This is a genomic window from Novosphingobium sp. Chol11 (assembly GCF_900218065.1).
GTDB lineage: Bacteria > Pseudomonadota > Alphaproteobacteria > Sphingomonadales > Sphingomonadaceae > Sphingobium > Sphingobium agri.
Window position 1 is genome coordinate 101,341 of the sequence record NZ_OBMU01000002.1, and the last position, 18,580, is coordinate 119,920.

The 18,580-nt window shown below is 65.7% G+C and carries 9 protein-coding genes; all 9 read right to left on the bottom strand.

All coding sequences use genetic code 11. The features are described from left to right. Positions 1–24: 24 nt before the first annotated feature. A complete protein-coding gene (locus NCHOL11_RS13165; protein WP_441339503.1) occupies positions 25–1,416 on the bottom strand; it encodes a multiheme c-type cytochrome in 1,392 nt (463 codons plus the stop codon). Positions 1,417–1,493: 77 nt separating this feature from the next. Then, positions 1,494–7,922 (bottom strand): histidine kinase, encoded by a 6,429-nt coding sequence (locus NCHOL11_RS13170; protein ID WP_255254825.1) that lies wholly within the window; start codon positions 7,920–7,922, stop codon positions 1,494–1,496. Positions 7,923–7,927: 5 nt separating this feature from the next. Further along, positions 7,928–9,712 (bottom strand): ShlB/FhaC/HecB family hemolysin secretion/activation protein, encoded by a 1,785-nt coding sequence (locus tag NCHOL11_RS13175; protein ID WP_097093015.1) that lies wholly within the window; start codon positions 9,710–9,712, stop codon positions 7,928–7,930. 113 nt (positions 9,713–9,825) lie between these two features. Then, positions 9,826–10,539, bottom strand: coding sequence for a hypothetical protein (locus tag NCHOL11_RS13180; RefSeq protein ID WP_097093016.1), 714 nt, complete (start codon positions 10,537–10,539; stop codon positions 9,826–9,828). Continuing rightward, complete coding sequence (locus NCHOL11_RS13185; protein ID WP_097093017.1) at positions 10,526–12,568, bottom strand: adenylate/guanylate cyclase domain-containing protein; 2,043 nt, start codon at positions 12,566–12,568, stop codon at positions 10,526–10,528. Before NCHOL11_RS13185 ends, NCHOL11_RS13180 begins: the two co-directional genes overlap by 14 nt. A 5-nt stretch (positions 12,569–12,573) precedes the next feature. Beyond that, positions 12,574–15,660 carry a CHAT domain-containing protein gene (locus NCHOL11_RS13190; protein ID WP_255254826.1) on the bottom strand — a complete coding sequence of 1,029 codons (3,087 nt, stop codon included), beginning with the start codon at positions 15,658–15,660 and terminating at the stop codon, positions 12,574–12,576. A gap of 163 nt (positions 15,661–15,823) precedes the next feature. After that, a complete protein-coding gene (locus tag NCHOL11_RS13195) occupies positions 15,824–16,615 on the bottom strand; it encodes an SDR family NAD(P)-dependent oxidoreductase (RefSeq protein ID WP_097093018.1) in 792 nt (263 codons plus the stop codon). A gap of 15 nt (positions 16,616–16,630) precedes the next feature. Next, positions 16,631–17,824 (bottom strand): zinc-dependent alcohol dehydrogenase, encoded by a 1,194-nt coding sequence (locus tag NCHOL11_RS13200; RefSeq protein ID WP_097093019.1) that lies wholly within the window; start codon positions 17,822–17,824, stop codon positions 16,631–16,633. Continuing rightward, positions 17,824–18,414, bottom strand: a complete 591-nt coding sequence (locus tag NCHOL11_RS13205; protein ID WP_176502269.1) for an SRPBCC family protein — start codon at positions 18,412–18,414, stop codon at positions 17,824–17,826. The genes NCHOL11_RS13200 and NCHOL11_RS13205 overlap by 1 nt, the downstream gene beginning before the upstream one ends. Positions 18,415–18,580 lie beyond the last annotated feature (166 nt).

Sequence of the window (18,580 nt, forward strand, 5' to 3'; positions counted from 1 at the left end):
CGCTCAACCTGTGCCGGAAGCCTCTCACCGCAATGCTCCGATACTGCGCGCCGCGCTGCCCAAGGCACTGCGGAAGGCGGCGGGTTGATAGATGTTGGGTTCCTTGACCGCTGCATAGGCGCGATTGACGTCCGCCCGGATGCCCGCAGCTGCGCCCACCGTCACGCGCCCAGACTTCACCATGGAGTTGAGCAGCGTGTCGATCGCCATCACTGCCTGCACCGACCCTTCATAGTCGGTAAAGCGCGGGCTGATCGCCCCGCCTGCGATCTCGCTGACAATGGCGAACGCCATGTCGCCGCTCGTCCTTGCGCCCGCAAATCCGTTCGCAAGCGCGCCAGCGCTCGCGGCCAGCTTGCCCGCTGCGGCGACAGCTGCTCCCCGATCCCGCGCGATTGCGGCATGAAAAGCCTTGCTGTCCGCGTCGAACCGGCCCGCCGCTCCCGGCGCGATCACCTTTGCCGCCGCTGACAGCATGATCATATTCTCGTCATTGAAGGGCGGCATTCCTGCAGGGATCGGTCGTCCCGGGTTCGCTTCCCAGGTCTTGCTCCGCTCCGCCTGATCATAGATACGGCGGTGGCAGCTCTGGCAGTCGAAAAAGTAAAATTCGGGGAACGCGCCTTCGCTTCCCTTGGCGGAGGCATAGAGGGTGAGCGCCCGCTCCACCGCCACCGCCTGTCCCACGGCCCAAAGCTTCAGGCTGTCCGTCCGCCCCTTGCGCCGGACATAATCGGCATCCTCGTCATGATGCGCCTGCATCGAGGAAAAGAGATCAAGCTCGAACGATACGCGCGGATGCCCCGCCGCCATCATGCGATGGTCGACAAACTGGCCCGGCCGATCGCTGCCGAAATGGCAGTCGAGACAAACGGCGGCCCGCGCCTGCGGTCGGTCGAGCGGCATCATTCCCGCCGCGACGTTGGACGCATGGGTCGCGCCGACGGCATAATGGCTCGCGATCCAGCCGCCTGCCGCGCCGTGGCACGCCTCGCACCCGACGCCATCGCTCGCCAGGAACCGCGCGCCCGTTGCCGCCGCCGGGGTAGAATGGCAGCCGAGACAAGCGGGCGCCGCTGTAGGATCGCCGAGGCCCAAGGTCGATGCGATCTGCCGCCCGCGCGTGCCGGACAGCACGGCAAAGGCGCGGGCGTGCGCCCCGCCTGGACTCGAGGGCTCCTGCCAGCGCATCAGTTCATCCTGACGCACGACCTTGCCGTCGCCTTCCATCCGCCCATGGCAGGTGGAGCCCGCACAGGACGCAACGCCGGTGAAGCTGCGCGCCGCCGGAGCAGCGTCAGCCGCACCACGATCGCCACCGGGCAACACGCACAGCAGCAGGACGAGCAGCATCACCGCGCCCAGCATCATGCCGGCCGCGCGCCTGCTCCATCCATGGCCCATGAAGCCCCCCATTACACGCCCCCTTGCGCGCGATCGCTCTTGCCGCGTCCGCCCCGCCCTTTCAATCCCGTTTTGCTTGCTCTTTCCGCTTATTGCGCATCGCAGGCCGGTTCCCCTGGGCCGCCGCAGGGACGATCCCACAAGTCCTCATTGCCCGCGCCCGTCACCGGTTCGTCAATGAGCGGCGGATAGCCCTCCGTCACCACGTCGCGCAATTCGATCAACGCGGTCGGGAAGGTGCGCGACACCGCCACTGTGGGGTCAAGCAAGCCCTCGAATGTCTCACGGCCATCCACGTTCACGGTTGCGCACGCGCCGAAGATGAAGCAGCCGTTGATCTTCGATCCGGCGGCGAAGCGCCCGTTCACCGTCACCAGAGGGATGACGTCCAAGCCGGTGGCAAAGGTTCCGTCGCTCATCGCCAGCCGCCCGTTGATCGCGATCTGCGGCCGTCCAGTTCCGCCGCTGATGATCAAGCTATTGGCGGTGAAGCCGCGCCGGTCCGCAAAGCTCGTCGAAAGCCCGCTATTCTGTATGAAGATGCCGTCGGCCGCCGCGAGCCGGATGGTCCCGGCCTGCAACATGCCCGCTTCCAGTGCCAGGCCGTCATTCTGCGCCAGCCGCAATTCACGCGCCGCGAGCGAATCCGCCGCGCGCACGTCGGCAATCGCCTCTGCGGTGGCAGCGTAGATGGACGGCGCCTCAAGCGTCAGCACGCCACCTAGCCCGCCATTACCATCGCTGACCGCAATCGACCCAAGCCCCGCTATGACCTCAAGCGCGTCTCCTGCCGTCAGGGTCAGCCCGCCCGTGCCGGTGCGTCCGGTCATCGCGACCGCTCCCTGCACGCGCAGCAGGCCTGCCGCACCGATGCTCAAAAGGCCGCTGCCCGGAAGGATGTTCGTGCCGATGGTCACATCGCGCACGACCACATCGCCTGCGCCGAATATCGCGATGTCGGCTGCCGAGACACGCGCCAGCTCCGCCGCCGACAGGCTGTAACCTACCGTGGCATCGCCGCCACCAATGGCTGTTTGAGCGCCTAGGGCGTTGAAGCGCAACAGCCCCGTGGCGCTCACCCGCCCGTTCGCCGAAATGACGATGTCGCCAGAGCCGATCGTTACGGCCTGCCCACTCGCCTGGCCGTCGACCGCTATCAATCCGGCGGCGTTCAACATCAGGTCGCCACTGGCCACCGCATTGGCGATCGTCATGCCCCCGCTCGACCCAAGGCTGATGTTCCGGCCCAGCGCGGCGATGGAGCCCTGCGCCAACAGGTCGTTCACCACAAGGTCGCCAGTGCCAGCGTCCAGCGACACCGCGCTACCCGAAGCCAGCGATTGCGCGCTGATGCCCACGCCGGTTAGCGCCAGGCTGCTACCTGCGACATTGCCGAGGGTGAGTGCACCGGCAGCAGTCATAACAATGCCGCCCGCCGCTTGCGCATCGGCGATGTTCAAAGCACCCGCTGATCGCAGCAACAGGCCGCCATTTCGCGCGGTCATGGCATTGGCGCTGATGCTACCCGCGTCGATGTCGATCGCGCCGACGAGTAGCTGACCGCCAAATTGGGCCACTGCGCCGCGTTGCTGCAGCAAGCCGCCGATGTCGCTGCCACCAAGTTGAAGGCTGCCATTGACGATCAGGTCGCCGCTGGTCACCGCATTGCCGATCTGGACGCCGCTTGCCGCACTGAGTGTCTGGCTGCCAGCCGTGAGCGTCCCGATGTTGATGCGAGCAGCTGATAATGTGCCGCTTCCCGCGCCGATCTCCAACGTGCCGCTGACTGCAAAGTCGCCGCCGATTGCCATGCCCGAGCCGCCCAGCGCATTACCGCTCGCGTCTGCCATGTCGAGCAGACCCGATGACAAATTCCCGAGGCGGATGCTGCCCGTGCTGCTGCCTAGGCCGATCGCTGCCCGCCCGCTGGAAAAGACATCGCCACCCGCGCCGTCGACGCTGCCCTGCGCGAACAGGCGCAGATCGCCGCCCGCCGTCAAAGCGCTGCCGCCGGTCAGGGCGATGTCGCCGCCGCGCGCTAGCAGAGTCAGCAACCCCACTGAGCGCAGCGATGCCCCAGCCGCGCTGATGGCGCCGAGCGTGTTGAAGTAGATGCTCGCCGCCGAAAGGCTGTCGGCATCCTGTGCGCGCGCTCCATGGCTGAACGCTACGCCTGTTCCGGAATAGCCGGTCAGCGCGCCAGCCACCGCCAGCCCACCACCGCCGGTGAAAGCGAAGGAGAGCGGACCCTCAGTCAGGAAATCGGCTGCCCCGCCGACCCGCACGATATTGCCCGATGCTGCAAAGCTGATGCCCGTGAAGCCCGGCACCGCCGTTCCCGCAGCGTGCAGCGTCATTGGTCCGTTGACGACCAGGCCGCCCGCTGCTGCCGTGCTGCTGTCGGCGAAGCTGATCTGGCCGCCGGTGTCGCCATTGGCTGTCATGATCAGCGATGCGAGTTGCCGCTGCACCCCCGTGCCCAGCGCTGCACCGCCACCATTGGTAAGACGCGCCGTGCCGCCGCTGGTCAGTCCGGCCAGCGCACCCGCGCCGCCCAGCCCTGCGGCGCCATCCGCAACGATGGATAGGGGACCAATCAGGAAATCCGCGTCGCTCGCCTCGAATGAAGCGACGCCGCCAGCACCGGTCCCGCCACTGCCGCCTGCGCCATTGGCCAGAGCCGGATCGCTCGCCGTGCCGCCATCGGCTCCTGCGCCGCCTTGGCCGACAGCGGTGATGCTGTAGGCGGGCAGCGACGAAAAACTGCTGTTTACTCGCCATTTTCCGCCGTTGATCCGCAATGTGGCGGCGCCCGCCACCGCGTTGCCGCCCGCTCCACCAGCACCGCCGGCGGGACCGTCTAGCCCTCCCGATCCTGCGCCGCCCGTCGCATCGCCGCCGAGCATCAATTGCGCGCCGGTGAGCAGGCTGGCCCCCGCATCGACGGCAAGCAGCGCCGTCCCCCCAACCGCGTTGCCGCCATTTGCGCCCGCAATGCCGAGGCCGCTCTGTGAATTGCCAGCGCCGCCGGATCCGCCAAAGGCTTGCGCCAGCACGCCGATGTCACCTGCATCAAGAGACGTCGACGCGCCCGTCAAGCCAAGCGTCGCCGCGCCGCCGAAGGCGTCGCCGCCCCGGCCTGCTGCGCCGTTCGATGCTGTTCCGCCAGCGCCGCCAAAGCCCGATGCCGACACGCGCAACTTACCGCTGACGCTGGTGGCGCCGAAGCCGATATTGAGTGTCGCGATGCCGCCTGCGCCATTGCCGCCCGCTCCGCTGCTACCGCTGTTCGCGCCCATGCTGCCGATGCCGTCCGCGCTGACGATCAGGCTGGCGAAGCTGGGATCGACGTCGATCAGCATGTCCGCCGTGCCGCCCTGGCCCGATCCACCGCCGCCGCCCTGTCCCGCGCCGTAAACGTAGGTGGGTTCGTTCGTTATCGGGTCGCGGCCATCATAATAACCGTTGACGCCCGCCTGACCGCCTTCGCCAGCGGCCGTGACGGTCAATGCGCCGATCGCATGGCCTTCGTTCAGATAAGCGACGCGTGCCGTGCCGCCAGTGCCGTTACCAGCCGCACCGCCTGCTGCATCGCTACTGTTATTGCCGCCAGCGCCGCCTGTGCCTGCCGCGGACACCAGCAATGAGGGTGCAGTTAGAGCGCCGCTTGCCAGCGTCAGTTCCGCCGTGCCCCCCGTTCCGTTGCCGCCCTTGCCAGCTGTGTAAAAGCCGCCCGACCCGTCAGACCCAGCGCCGCCGCCAGCACCGCCATGGCCCTGCGCCATGACGCTAAGGTCTTCGCTCACGATGATCTGGCCAGTGCCGCCTGCTCCCATCAGCAGGCGGGCGGTGCCGCCGACGCCCGCGCCGCCATCCGCGCCGTTAGGACCGTTATAATTATAGTAGGAATAGGGGTCGCTGCCGCCGCCCGCCCCGTTGGCCTCGACTATGATGCTGTCCGCATTCAGCGCGCCGCCTCGCGACTCCAGCACAGCGGTGCCGCCGATGCCTGCGCCTGCAAGGCTCGACACTTCTTCCGCCGCACTGGCCGCCATCGCTTCGCCGCCGGTGCCGCCCGCTCCCAATCCCAGCGTTGCGATGATTGCATTGCCACCGGTCATCAGAAACTGAACGGAGCCGCCTTGCCCAGTCCCCGCCCGGAACTGCGTGCCCCCGTCGCCGCATTGCGGGCAATTGACGTAGGACGATCCGCCACGCCCATAGGCGCCGCCGGAGAGCGTGGTGGCTTCAAAGCTGCCGCCTGCGACTAGGAAGTTCACTGTTCCGCCGGTGCCGTTGCCGCCGTCGCCCTGATTGAAGTCCGATCCGCCAAGGCTCGACGCTGCCAAGAAGACTTCCGACATTTCCGTGGACGCGCCGTCGGCGGAAGCGGAGACATTGCCAAAGCGCATCACGGCGCTTCCGGCGGCGCCTGCGCGGCTCTCAACCGTTATGCTGCCGCCCAGGCCGTCTCCGCCTCGACCTGCGACGCCGTCGCTATATTCTGTGCCGCCACCAATGCCGTTCGCTTGCAGATACAGGTTGTTACCCATTGTGAAGTCAGCGTCAGTGGCGTGAACGAGCACCGACCCACCGGTGCCGTTCGCTCCATTCGCGCCATAGCCACCACGGCCATCCGCACTGATCGTGCAATAGAAACTACAGTCAGCGGTGAAGCTGCCACGCAGGCCGCTTGCCGCGCTGGCCGACAGGGTGATGCTGCCACCGCGTCCGGTTCCCGCGACGCCGCTCGCATCGCCGCCCGACGCATTGGCATATATGTCCAGATAGGCGGTGGTGATGTTGCCGCCCTTGGCCGACACATCGATCGTGCCGCCGGTTGCGTTGCCGCCGGTCACAGGCTGCGAAGAATAGCTCGCCGTCCCAGCCGATGTACTCAGCATCATGCCGCCGAAATCCATCTCGCCTGCCAGCGAGCCACTCGGCCCAGCGGCAGTTTGCGCCGAGACGGTGATGGCGCCGCCGGTTGCAGTGCCTGAACTTTCGCTGCCGATCCCCGCCCTGGCGTCGGCATAAGCGAACAGATCGCCCGCGCGGATCGATCCGCCCGCAGCGATGACATTGATGTCGCCGCCCGTCGCGTCACCGCCGTTGAGCACGGGAAGGTTGTAATCGCCAAGACCAACCGCGCCTGCGTCCAGCTGCATCGTGCCAGTGACGACAATCTGACCATTGGAAGCCGGTAACGCACTGCCGCCATAGGTCAGAACGTCGATCACCCCGCCGACGCCGCCGATCCCGGCAGTCAGGTTCATACTACCCGCGCTGATGCTGCCGCCCTGGTCAGCGCGCACGGTGATCGCCTCGCCAGCTTTCAAATCGATGGCCCCGCTTGCCGCTATACCTCCCGCAGCACCGGATTGCAGCGTGATCGCCCGATCCGCCGTCAGGTTGACGTTTGCGAAGTTTGCATCTGCGCTTGGCTGGACGATGATGTTGCCCGACGCTTGCGCCGCTACATCGGGCTGCCAGGTCCCGCCGCCGATGCTGATGCTCGCCTCCCCCGTGCCGGTCACATTGCGCGGACCAATTGCACCGCTTGTGACGTCGGAGCCTGCCGACAGGATGACGCCGCTGCCGCTCTGGACCGCGTTTGCCGCCGCTTCGTAACCGACATTGCCCGACAGCAGCATGGTCAACGCGTTGTTTTTCGGAACCGCGACCATGAAGACTTTTTGCGCGGCAGTGCTTGCCGTGGAGTCCGGACGTTCGGTGCTGCCCGTGTGTACCACGCCATTGGCGTCGGTGGTGCCAGCGCTGATGCTGATGTCGAACAAGCCGCCGTTGATCCGGATGTCCGCCGCTTCCGCGCCTACATAGGCTGCGGCGCCATCGACCCTGACCGTTCCGCCCTGCACCACGCGCGGCGCTACGAGCGCAACATAGCTGCCGCTGGTTAGAGCGTTGATCTGCGCGCCAGGCTTCAGCTCGACCGAGGATAGGACGTTGCTCGGCCCCCGGAAGCGGATTTCGCCATTGCTTCCGTAAAGCCCGCCTGTCGTATCGATATCGTTGCTGGTCAGCACGAGAGAGCCGACGTTGAACACGGCTCCCGGACCGGCGACGATGCCGCCGGGGGCGTAGAACCACACTTTGCCACCTGTACCGCTGCCAACTTGGCTTTGCACCGTGCCGTTCAGTTCCACGATGCGCGAAACGGACATGCCGCTGCCGTTCACCGGCAAGATGCGGTTGAGAACCGTAAAATCGCTAAAGCCCCTGAACTCGACGGTGCTGTTTTGAGGCAGGAAGTCGATCGCCCCCGTTCCGCCGGTATCGTCAGGCGCCCAGTCGATGATCGCTTCGGAGGAGTTGAGCGAAATTACATCTGTATCCGGCGATGAGCCCTGCGAGACGAAGGCATCGCCCGATCGCACCGTATAGCTGCCCTGAAACGCCTTGTTGACCTGCGCGATGCCAGCCCCGCAACCGACCGCCAATGCAACGGCACTGGAGCGGCCCAGCAGGGTCCAGAGCCAGTATGTGCTACGCTTCATGGACATCAACGCCTCCACGGCAGAATTTGCGTGGTGAAAGATAGAAGCAGGCGGGTGTCGCCGCGCTCGGTCTGAACGCCTGCCCGGCGCAAGGGGGTCGCCAAGGTGAGGTCGATCCGCGCTCGGTTGGACCAGGTCGCCCTTACGCCGCCACCTGCCGAAAAGAGCTTCTGCGGATTACTGCCGGCAAAGGCGCTGCTGTGACGCCACATCCAGGCCCCGTCGAAGAACAGGAAGGGCTGAAGCGCGATGCCGCGCGGGCTGCGCGGCAGGATGTGCCCATAGCGGATTTCCGCGCCGAAGCCGATGCCGCTGTCCCCCGTCAGGGTGCCCGGATCATAGCCGCGGCCGACCGTATAATTGCCCGCGCTCATCTGCTCATAGGAGAGCAGGGCGTCTGGGCTATATTGGGCGCGGGGCGAGAGGGCGAAGGCCAGCTTGGGCGTGGGGCGATATTCCGCCTGCATGCCTGCCCTGACCAGAAAGGCCGAAGCGTCGCCGTCCAGCTGGCCAGTGGGGATACAAGCCCCTGCCGCGCCACAAGGCTCGCTCGCGCCAAGCCCGGCGAGGCCCTGACGCACCTCCAGATTTCCGCCGATCCGCCATTTGGGTTCGACGCCCGAATAGCCGGTCGTGCTAACCAGACTGTCAGCATCGATCGCTTCGCCTTCCAGCCGCAGGAATACCACCCGCAGCCGATCGCGGGACAAGGGCAAGGAGCCTACGCGCAAATCCTGATTGACGACATCAAGCCCGCCGCTCGCCAGCAGGGTATGCACCTGCCGCCGCACCAGCGGGTAAGACAGCGCCGCCGTCGCGATCATCGTTTCGGACTTGAGGTCGAGCCCCTCGATATCAGGCTTGCTCCAGGCAAATGTCAGGTCACCCGACAGCCGCAGCCCGTCGCTGCGCAGCGCCATGCTGTGCCCGGCCTGCAATACCGTCTGTTCGTCGGGCTGCACGGTGTTGAAGATGCTGAGTAGCGTGCTGTCGCCCATGCCGGTCAGGTCGTTGAAGCGCACCCGCGCCAGACCGCCGAAGCGGCCGACGGCATTGCTGCCAAGGTTCTGGACATTGACGTCCAGCTCGACCCGGCGACGTATCACCTGCACCTCGCCAACAACCTCGCCCGGCGCCGTCCCGGCGGGCCGCAATGCCAGGCGGACATCATAGCCGGGCGAGTCACGGGCCAGCAGCAGATGCCGTTCCGCCTGATGCACATTGAACAGCGGCTGACCCTTCAGCGCCTCCATATGCGCGGCGATCAGCCGTTCACTCCTGCCGGCGTCGCCCCGCACTTCGATGGTGACCAGCCGGGCCATCAATATGTCGAAGCGGACAGTGCCGCCCTTTTCGATCCGCTGCGGCGGGACCTGCACGGCCGCAAGATAGCCCAGTTGGCGGAGCGCCGTTGCTGCCCGGTCGCGCACTTCGCACAGGCTTGCGATCGGGATATCTCTCCCGGCAAGGTCGCTCCAGCTATCCTTCAATATGCTCGCATCGACGCCGCGCAGGCCGTCGAACTGCACATCGGCGAAGTTCACAGTGACGTTGGCGAATCGGGGATCAGCCAAAGGGCACGGCGCCCGTTCAACGCCGCCTTCGACATGAAGGCGGCTTCCCTCGCCCGCCACGTCGGCAGCCTGCTGCCCCGGAGACAGCTCCTCGCGAGTCGGCGCGCGCGGCGCGACCTGCGCCAGCGCGGCGGCCGGAACCATCGCTGTCAATGCCAGCACCGCCCGCCAATGCGCACGCCCCGCCGTGCGGGATATTGCCCCCTGAAACCCCATCGACGTATCAACCCCCAAAGTAGGAGGGAAGCGGCCTTATGGCCTGTCATCCCTGCCGCTGCGACCGTCCGGGTGCAGGCGCTGTGCCCGCCGCCCGCCCGCTTATCAAGTCCTTAGCGCGCCGCCGTGTCGATCAGCAGGTCGAGCTGCGCCTGACAGCCTTTCGCGATCAGCGCCGACGCCATGCCCTCGATCCCCGCATCGGCCGCCCCCAGCAGCGCCAAGCGAATATCCGTCGAACGTCCGCCAGCATCGATGCGATAGGCCGCGCCATCCTTGACCGGCAGCGCTGCAGGCCAGGCGGCAATCGCTTCATTGGCCGCGAAATCGGCGGACGCCTGCGCCCCGCCGCCGCTGATGCGGACGGTTGCCGGCTTTGCGGCATCGGCCCGCCACAAACGCACGGCCGCAGGATCAGTGACGCACAGCGCGCCAGGCTGCGCGACATCGACCAGCCACAAATTGGGCCGCTTCGTCGCCGCCGGGGCTTCACCTACGGCGCCTCTCACGGCCCCTGTCCTCGCCCGCCGCACGCGTTTGGTATCGAGCAGCGCGGCCATGGTCACATTGGTGGCAGGAGTCGCCGCCGCCGCTGCCACGCTGAAGCGGCCCGGCCCGCGCAGCGTCCGCGTACCTTTCGCGTCGAGCAGGGTCACCACGTCCCCCGCCTTCAGCAGCAGCGATCCCCCATCGCCCAGCTTCTTGCCCGGCGCATAGCTCCCGGCGGAGGGTCCAGACGACCGTACCACCAGGCTGTCGGCCCATGCAGGGGCCGCCCCCAGAGCCGCCGCCATGCCAAGCGCGACCGCCCCCTTAGCCCAGACCATAAATTCCTCCGTCCCCAATATATTCATAGCGATACACGAGATTGGCGAGTCCCGCATCATCCGGATATTTCCGCGCAACCGCTTTCAGACCCGCCAGCGCCTCAGTCCGTTTGTCCGCATCTTCGTCATCGAAAGCGGCCAGCGCCGCCCTTAGCAGATCGCGATCTTCCACCGGAAAGTCCGGCACCGGCTCGAACAGGTCGACCGGCGTCGCGCGCCCGCGCAGCCGGACTCGGCCCATCGGACGCCACCAATCGAGGGTCGATCGCTCCACCGCCTCGCGCGAGACCAGCACGGACGTTTCCAGCGGCTTGTTCGCCGCTTCCAGCCGTGCGGCCGTGTTCATGCTGTCACCCAGCGCCGTATATTGGATGCGGCCTTCGCCGCCGAAATTGCCGACGATCGCATCGCCATGATGCAGCCCTACCCGGGTTCGCCCGATCGGGGGAACGCCGGGCGGCAAATCCTGCCGGAACCGCTCCCCCGCCTGCCACATGGCATAGGCCGCAAGCGCCGCATTGCGCCCATCGTCCGCCCGGGCGATCGGCGCGCCCCAAAAGGCGACGACCGCATCGCCCACGAACTTGTCGATCGTACCCCCATGGGCCAGCACCACGTCGCTCAACATATCAAGATAGCGGTTGAGCAATTGAGCGACCATTTCCGGCGCGATCGCATGGCTTAGCTTGGTAAAGCCCTCAAGGTCCGTGAAGAGGGTGAAGATCGGCCGCTTTTCACCATGCAGCGCCAGCTTTTCAGGCTCGGCCAGGATTTGCGCGGCAATGTCGCGGGGAAGATATTTGCCAAGCGCGGCCTGTGCGAAGCGGCGCTGTTGCGAATTCACCGCTCTTGCGGCCGCGCTCACCGCCGCGAACGCGATGACCCAGCCGAGCGCCCAGCCCGCTGCAGGCAGACCCTTGGTATCCCAACCGCTGGCCTGCAGCCAAAGCGGCAGGCCAACTATCGCGCCAGCCTGAAAGCCAAGCGCGGGCACCAGCCAGAACCATCGCAAGTCGGCAAGGCTGGTCAGCGCTGCGGCCAGCACGATTAGCGCCGCCGCAAGCCATAAGGCCCAGCCGGGCACGGCGGGCAACAGCGCGCCGTCCAGCAACTGCGCCAGCATGGTTGCATGCACTTCCAGCCCGATCATCGTCGATTTCGTCTGGCGCCCGGACAGCGGCGTTTCAAACTGGTCGATATCGACGATGTCGCCGCCGATCAGCACATGACGGCCACGCACCATCGGCGCCAGCGCAGCCGCCATTGAGGGGTTGGCGATAAGGTCGATCTGAAGGCTCGGGATCACCGGCTCTTCCGATCCGTCCGCCTGGGCGCGTGGCATCCGGTATTGAATGGCGCCCCTATATCGGGCAAAGGCCGGGGACGGCTGCATCGCCAGCGACAGTAGCGGAGGCTGTCCTGCCACTGGCACCGGCCAGCTGCGCGCGACATTGTCGCTGTCCGTTTCCAGGCGAATGCTGGCTGGCCTGACCCGATCGGTCCGCGCTTGAGCGAGGAACCGGTCGAGATATTGTTGCTGTTCGAAGATGATCTGTTCGCGATTGTCCCCGAAATTGGCGTAGCCGAGCCAGACAGGCGTGCGCATGGCATGCAGGGCGGACAGCAGCTGTCCATCCTCATCCTGCGGCTGATCGAAAAGGATATCGATCCCGATCGATCTCGCGCCCATGCTGTCCAGGTTGCGAAGTGCCCGTGCGAGGAGGCCGCGATCCAAAGGCGATCGCTTACGCGTCGCAATCAATGTCTGGTCGTCATAGACGACCATCAGCACGCGCTTGTCCTGCTCGACCCGGGGAGCGAAGGCAGCCGCGCGCCAGTCGTATAGGCCGCGTTCGGCATCGGCGGTCGGGATTTCGCGCTGCGATCCAGCTCCACCCAGCGGCTTGTCCCAGTCCCACCCGGCGATGAACAACGCGAGCAACAGCAGCAGCGCGGTTCCGGCAAGCCGCCCCCGCCCCGCATCCCTCATCACGCGCGTACCCCGGTGCAACAGGCCGTGCGCCGCCATGCTGATCAGCGCCGGGCGATCAGAGGCCGCGCGCCATCGCCGATTATGGCAAAGCCCGACCAGTAGAAGGGGTGGGAGGTTTCTGCATCATCCATCAGGCGAAGCTGGGCGTGGCGCAGCGCTTCACCCACCGGTTCGTCGGGGGCTGCGGCGAACAGCCCGGCCATCAGCCTTTCGGTCGCGCGATATTCTTCGGGAGCAGGCCAGTGGCTGGCGATGACGGACCGGCTACCCGCACCGATAAAGGCGCGAACCAATCCATCCAGCGCGCCGCCACCGCCGGAAAGACCCGCTGCACGCGTCGTTTCCGCGCCCGCTGCACCCGCCGTGTCGCAGGCCGACAGGATGACCATGTCCGCATTCAAACGCAGGTCGAATATCTCGCCAAATTGCAGCAAGCCGTCCGACCCGGCCTTTGGCGCGAAGCTGGTGAGCAAGGCCGGACGCGCGGGACATCCCGCGCGTGGCGGCGTGACCAGACCATGGGTGGCGAAATGCAGGATACGGAAATGGTCGAGGTCGCCGCGCGCCTTGACGGCCTCATCCGTGAAGGCCGCGCCGGTCATAAGTTCGCTGCCCGATGACCCTACCGACTGTACCGCCTGACGCAACTCGTCCGCGGGAATAGGGTGGTTCCATTGCGCGGGCGACCAGCTGCAATCGTCGCCCTGGCCCGGCAGCGCGCCACGCGTCAGCGCGGCAAGCCTTGGCCCGGCAAGCGGCGCATTGTCGCCAAAGCCGATATAGCTTTGCCGTGCACCCGATGGCGATGTCAGCCGGGCGTCGCGGAAGGCACGGGCCGACAAGGCCGTGCTTACCGCATGGTCACGCCCCAGCCAGTCGACGCCACGAAAGTCGAACTCGTCCCCGCCCTTTGCCAGCCGGGCCGCATAGGCTTCGACACCTGGCTGGCTGGCGACGAGCAGATTGACGGGCAATTGCAGCATCGCGCCGTCTGGCTCGAAGATCAGATGGCGTACGCCCTTCAGCCGCTCATCAATGGGGCCGAACAGGTCGAGATAGAGGCTGCGGGCCACCGGCAGGTCGAGCGCATAAGTGGATTGCACACCGGCGACATCAATCGAGATCGTCTCGCGCAGAGCCGCTACCTTGCGCGCTACCTCGCTGGCGCTTACGGGCACGCGAAAGCCGGTTGCCCCCTGCCCGTCGATCCACAGGGCATAAAGCGCGTCGCCAAGCTGCGCGAGCTTGTAATAGCCTTCGCCCGCTTTCAACGTTCCGCGCATGTCGCCAAGGGTCAGCGCTTGCGGACTGACGGCGCGATATTGCGGATAGGCGGCGAGTGCCGTCAGCGTTGCAGCCTGATCCGTCGCCAGCGCGTCGATCTCTGCCTGTCGCCGCGCGACCTCATCTTGGGTCGCGCTGTCGTCCCTTCCCGCTTCACGCAATTGGGCGAGCGCGATGCGGCCACGCTCAATGTCGCGGGAGAGGGATACAGATTGGCGGAACAGGCGTGCCGCCTCTCCATCGCCCGCCGACAATTCCCGGCTGAGCAGTTCCAGCGTCTCGGCCGCGCCGGGACGCACCAGCAATTGCGACGCTTCGAACAGGTCGGACGCCAGTTCCGGACGGCGGGGCATTTCGGATGTGAGCAGCGTGAAATAGGGCTGCAACTGATTTGCCATCGCCGTCAACGTGCCACGGTTCGCCATGGTGGACGTCATGATCGCGCGATAGGTCTTCAGCGCCTCATCCGTCCGCCCGCGCCGCACGAGAAACGCGCCCAAGCGGCCCCGCGCGCCGTTGAGGGCCATCGTCTCGGGATATTGGGCGGCGATCAGACCGACGGCTTGATTCAGCCGCGCCTCGGCCCCGCCATAATCGCGTTCCGCCTCATATGTGAGAGCGATCTCGCCCAGCAGCTGCGCGCGCAGGCGCGTGATCGATGTCACCCGGCCGCCGCGGACCCGCTGCGCGTCTTCAAGCGCCTGGGCGAGGACGGTGCGCGCTTGCCCTGGCTTGCCGGACAGGCGCAAGATCGTGCCGCGCAGCTGTTGTGCTTGCGCATCGAGTATGGCGGCCCGTTCGCCCGGCGTCAGCCCTGTATCCTGACGCACGCCGAGCGCGCGTGTTTCAGGCGCGCCGCTGCTCAATTCCGCCGCGACGTCGCTCGGCAGGGTCACCGCGCCATCAGCCCCAGCGGCAAGCGCGGTGCCGCCGCCCGGCGACTGGTCGAGCAAAGCAAGCGCGCTCTGAAGGTCCTGCTGATTGAGATGATGCACCGCTTCGAAATTGCGGCGCAGGCGGAGCTGGACAGCATCGGCTGTCGGTATGCTGCGCGCCTGCGCGAACGCGGCATCGGCCTGATCGAACAGGCCAAGATTGGACAATTGCAACCCGTGATTCACGAGATATTCGTGCCGCCGGTTCGCCCGTTCGACAGGGCTCAATGCCTGCGCCTCCGGATCCCGGGCCAGCCGGTCGGTCAGGCTGTCGAAAAATTCGGCGGCCTCGGCATAGTTGCCCGAGGCGTTTCGGCGATACCCCTCTGCCAGCACCGTCTGCGGATCGAGGGTGGCGGCCTGCATCCGGGCGAAGGCCGCTGCATTGCTGCCGCCTGTGGTGACGATGTCGATCTTCCCCGGCACGGTGCGTCCCAGCACGATGGTGCGCAGGCCAAGGTCAAGGACGGTGTCATAGGGCGCGAACCCCTGCGCCACGTATAGCGTCTTGCCGCGCTCGGCCGAAAGGATGCGGTAGGTGCCCGACTGGCTGGGGCAATTGCGTACCGTCGCCGCGCCGATGTCTGGCAGGGTCATGCCGCCGGGCGCGCTGCAATTTACAGACGAACGGCGCGACGCCGCCAGCCTTTCAAGCAGCGCCTGTTCATCGCCGGCCTCTTTCCGCCGCAGGGCGTAGATGCGGCCTACCGGACGCGCGGCGTCGCGGCATACCACGGCCCAGGCGCGATCGAACATGGTGCGGTTTGCCGGATCGTCATTGACGCTTTGCGCCTGACAGAGCGCGCCGCCGCCACTGCCGATGCGAAAGCTGTCCTGCAACAGCGGCCGGTCGAGCTCCGGCTGAGCGGCCAGCACAGAAGACAGGCCCAGAGCACCCAGCCCGGCCAATAACCGACACAAATTTCCAATAGCGCGCAAGGCTTTCCCCCCAGCCTCACCGGATCTATCCGTGCAAGCCCCCCATGGCGCGACCCAGCGCGCCCTTCATAGCGCCGCCCCAGCTTGCCGCAAGGTAAAAGAGGGATGGGAAATTACAGGCGTCGGGCGCCTGCTATTCTTTTCCCTTCTCGCTGTCCGGTTCCGCAAGATGGCGGTGGAACTGCGCCATCAGGCTTGGCGGCGCGACATGTGCGGCGGCGACCTGTATCTTGTTCTTCCAGCCAGAAACGATGTGTGCCTTGCCAGCGATCATGGCGTCCCATCCATCCCGGGCGACCTTGGCGGGATCGTCCTTCTTCATTTCGCCGACATTGGTGTCCTCCATCCCCGCGCGCTCGAAAAATTCCGTGTCCGTCGCGCCGGGCATGAGATTGGTGATGGTCACGCCATCGCTGTCCTTTATCTCGTTACGGATCGCTTCGACGAAATTGTCGATGAACGCCTTGGTCCCATTGTAGATGGCGTGGAACGCGCCCGGGATGAAACCAGCGATCGACCCGGTAACCAGTATCTTGCCCTCATTGCGCGCGACCATCTGCCTCAGCACTTGCTGCAACAGATAGATGGTGCCGACGATATTGGTGTCGATCACCTTGCGCCAGTCGGCCAGCTCCTGTTCCAGAAAGCTGTGGCCGACGCCCCTTCCGGCGTTGGCGCACACAATGTCGATCTGAAGCCCGCCAGCAGCCGCGATCAGCCGGTCGACCCCTTCGATGGTCGAAAGGTCAGCCTCGACCGCCTGTACATCCGTGCCATGCCGGCTGAAGTCCTTGGCCGCCGCCTCGATCAAGGGTTCGTCGGCTACGACGATGAGGTCATAGCCCTCCTGCGCCGCGACATGCGCCAGTTCAAAGCCGATGCCGGTCGACGCGCCGGTTACGATCGCCAATTTACGAGCGGACATGGGGCTTACTCCACTTCATGCTGCCGCCACCTGATCCATGCCGGGCTTCAGCACGATCTTGGTCACTTCATTCTGCTTGTCATGGAACATGCGATATCCTTCCGCAGCCTGTTCGAGCGGCAGGCGGTGGCTGATGAGGAAGGTCGTATCGACCTTGCCTTCCATGATCGCGTTGAGCAGCGCGGGCATATAATGCTGTACGTGGGTCTGGCCGGTCTTGAGCGTCAGCCCCTTTTGCATGAAGGCGCCGAGCGGGAATTTGTCGACAAAGCCGCCATAGACCGCAGGCATGGATACGCGCCCGCCCTTGCGGCAGGCGATGATCGCCTGGCGAATGGAATGGGCGCGGTCGGTGCCCATGAAGGTCGACACCTTGATCTGGTCGATGACATTGTCGGCGAAGAGGCCGTGCGCCTCCAGCCCAACGGAATCGATGCAGGCATCGGGACCGATGCCGCCGGTCATCTCCATCAACGCTTCGTAGGTCTTGCTTTCCTCATAATTGATCGTTTCCGCCCCGAACTTGCGCGCGAGTTCCAGGCGGCGCGGGAAATGATCGATGGCGATCACCCGCTCCGCACCCATGAGAAAGGCGGACTGCACCGCGAACAGGCCGACCGGACCGCAACCCCAGACCGCGACCGTGTCGCCCGGCTCGATGTCGGCGTTTTCCGCAGCCATCCAGCCGGTGGGCAGGATGTCCGAGAGGAACAATACCTTGTCGTCGTCGACTCCATCCGGGATCACGATCGGGCCGACGTCGGAAAAGGGCACGCGGACATATTCCGCCTGGCCGCCCGCATAACCGCCGGTCATGTGGCTATAGCCGAACAGCCCCGCCATCGGATGACCGTAGAGCGTCTGCGCTATTTCCTGATTTTCGGCAGGCAGGCTGTTCTCGCAGGCGGAATATTGATGCTTCTCGCAATGGAAGCAGCCGCCGCAACTGATGGTGAAGGGCACGACGACGTGCTGTCCCTTTTGCAGGGTCGATTTGGGGCCGGTTTCCACCACCTCGCCCATGAACTCATGACCGAGGATATCGCCCTTCTGCATCGTCGGGATATAGCCGTCGTATAGATGCAGGTCGGACCCGCAAATTGCGGTCGAGGTGATCTTGATGATGGCGTCGCGCGGATTGATGATCTCTGGATCAGCGACATTTTCCACACGGACGTCATGCTTGCCATGCCAGGTGAGCGCGCGCATCAGTTCTGCTCCTCCTCATATTGTGCCTTGGTTCGAGCCGCTGTGGCGATCTCGCCGGTTTCCATCAGCTGCTTCAGCCGCCGCAGGTCGCGCCGCGCCTGGATATGCGGTTCGCGCTGGAACATCTTGGCGATCACCTTGCCGATGATGCCTGCGGGCGGATCATAGAGGATGGTCGCGGTGACCCAGGTGCCGCGATGGCCGGGAGCATCGCGAAACTCTATCCGCCCGCTATTGGGGACATCGGCGTCCTCTTCGGACGTCCAGGCGATGAGTTCGCCGGGCCGGTCATCCGTGACCAACGACGTCCAGCCGACCGTGCCGCCGCCCGGCGCCTTTACCGTCCAGCGAGACCGCCGGCCATCCAGCTTTTCGATCGACACCACATTATCCATCACCTGCGGCAGGTTCGAAAAATCGCGCCAGAAATCGTAAATCTCTTGCCGCGGGCGGTTGATCGTCACCGTCTTGCCCGTGACGTCGCTCCCCGTCGCTTCAGGCAAGCCAGCCGTCGCGGCCGCGCGCTCTTCCTTGTGCTTGGCGGTCAGGGGCGGGGCGTCGTCCTGCTGGCCTGGCGTCATGTCTGCCATGCTGCGCTCCTTTCGATTTTCGGGTGTCTGCTGATCCCCCGCCAACCAGCAGGGCCATGCGCCGTTCCCTCCCAGCCCCTGAAATATGCGCCTCGCTAACCTGCGTTAGACGCTTTCTTTTGTGGCGTTCCACGGTTGGAACGGGGCGTGTCGAGGGCCGTTGTCC

Coding starts and splice junctions, on each gene's coding strand:
- NCHOL11_RS13165 (WP_441339503.1), bottom strand. CDS start 1,416: ATGGGGGGCTTCATGGGCCATGGATGGAGCAGGCGCGCGGCCGGCATG.
- NCHOL11_RS13170 (WP_255254825.1), bottom strand. CDS start 7,922: ATGAAGCGTAGCACATACTGGCTCTGGACCCTGCTGGGCCGCTCCAGT.
- NCHOL11_RS13175 (WP_097093015.1), bottom strand. CDS start 9,712: ATGGGGTTTCAGGGGGCAATATCCCGCACGGCGGGGCGTGCGCATTGG.
- NCHOL11_RS13180 (WP_097093016.1), bottom strand. CDS start 10,539: ATGGTCTGGGCTAAGGGGGCGGTCGCGCTTGGCATGGCGGCGGCTCTG.
- NCHOL11_RS13185 (WP_097093017.1), bottom strand. CDS start 12,568: ATGGCGGCGCACGGCCTGTTGCACCGGGGTACGCGCGTGATGAGGGAT.
- NCHOL11_RS13195 (WP_097093018.1), bottom strand. CDS start 16,615: ATGTCCGCTCGTAAATTGGCGATCGTAACCGGCGCGTCGACCGGCATC.
- NCHOL11_RS13200 (WP_097093019.1), bottom strand. CDS start 17,824: ATGCGCGCGCTCACCTGGCATGGCAAGCATGACGTCCGTGTGGAAAAT.
- NCHOL11_RS13205 (WP_176502269.1), bottom strand. CDS start 18,414: ATGGCAGACATGACGCCAGGCCAGCAGGACGACGCCCCGCCCCTGACC.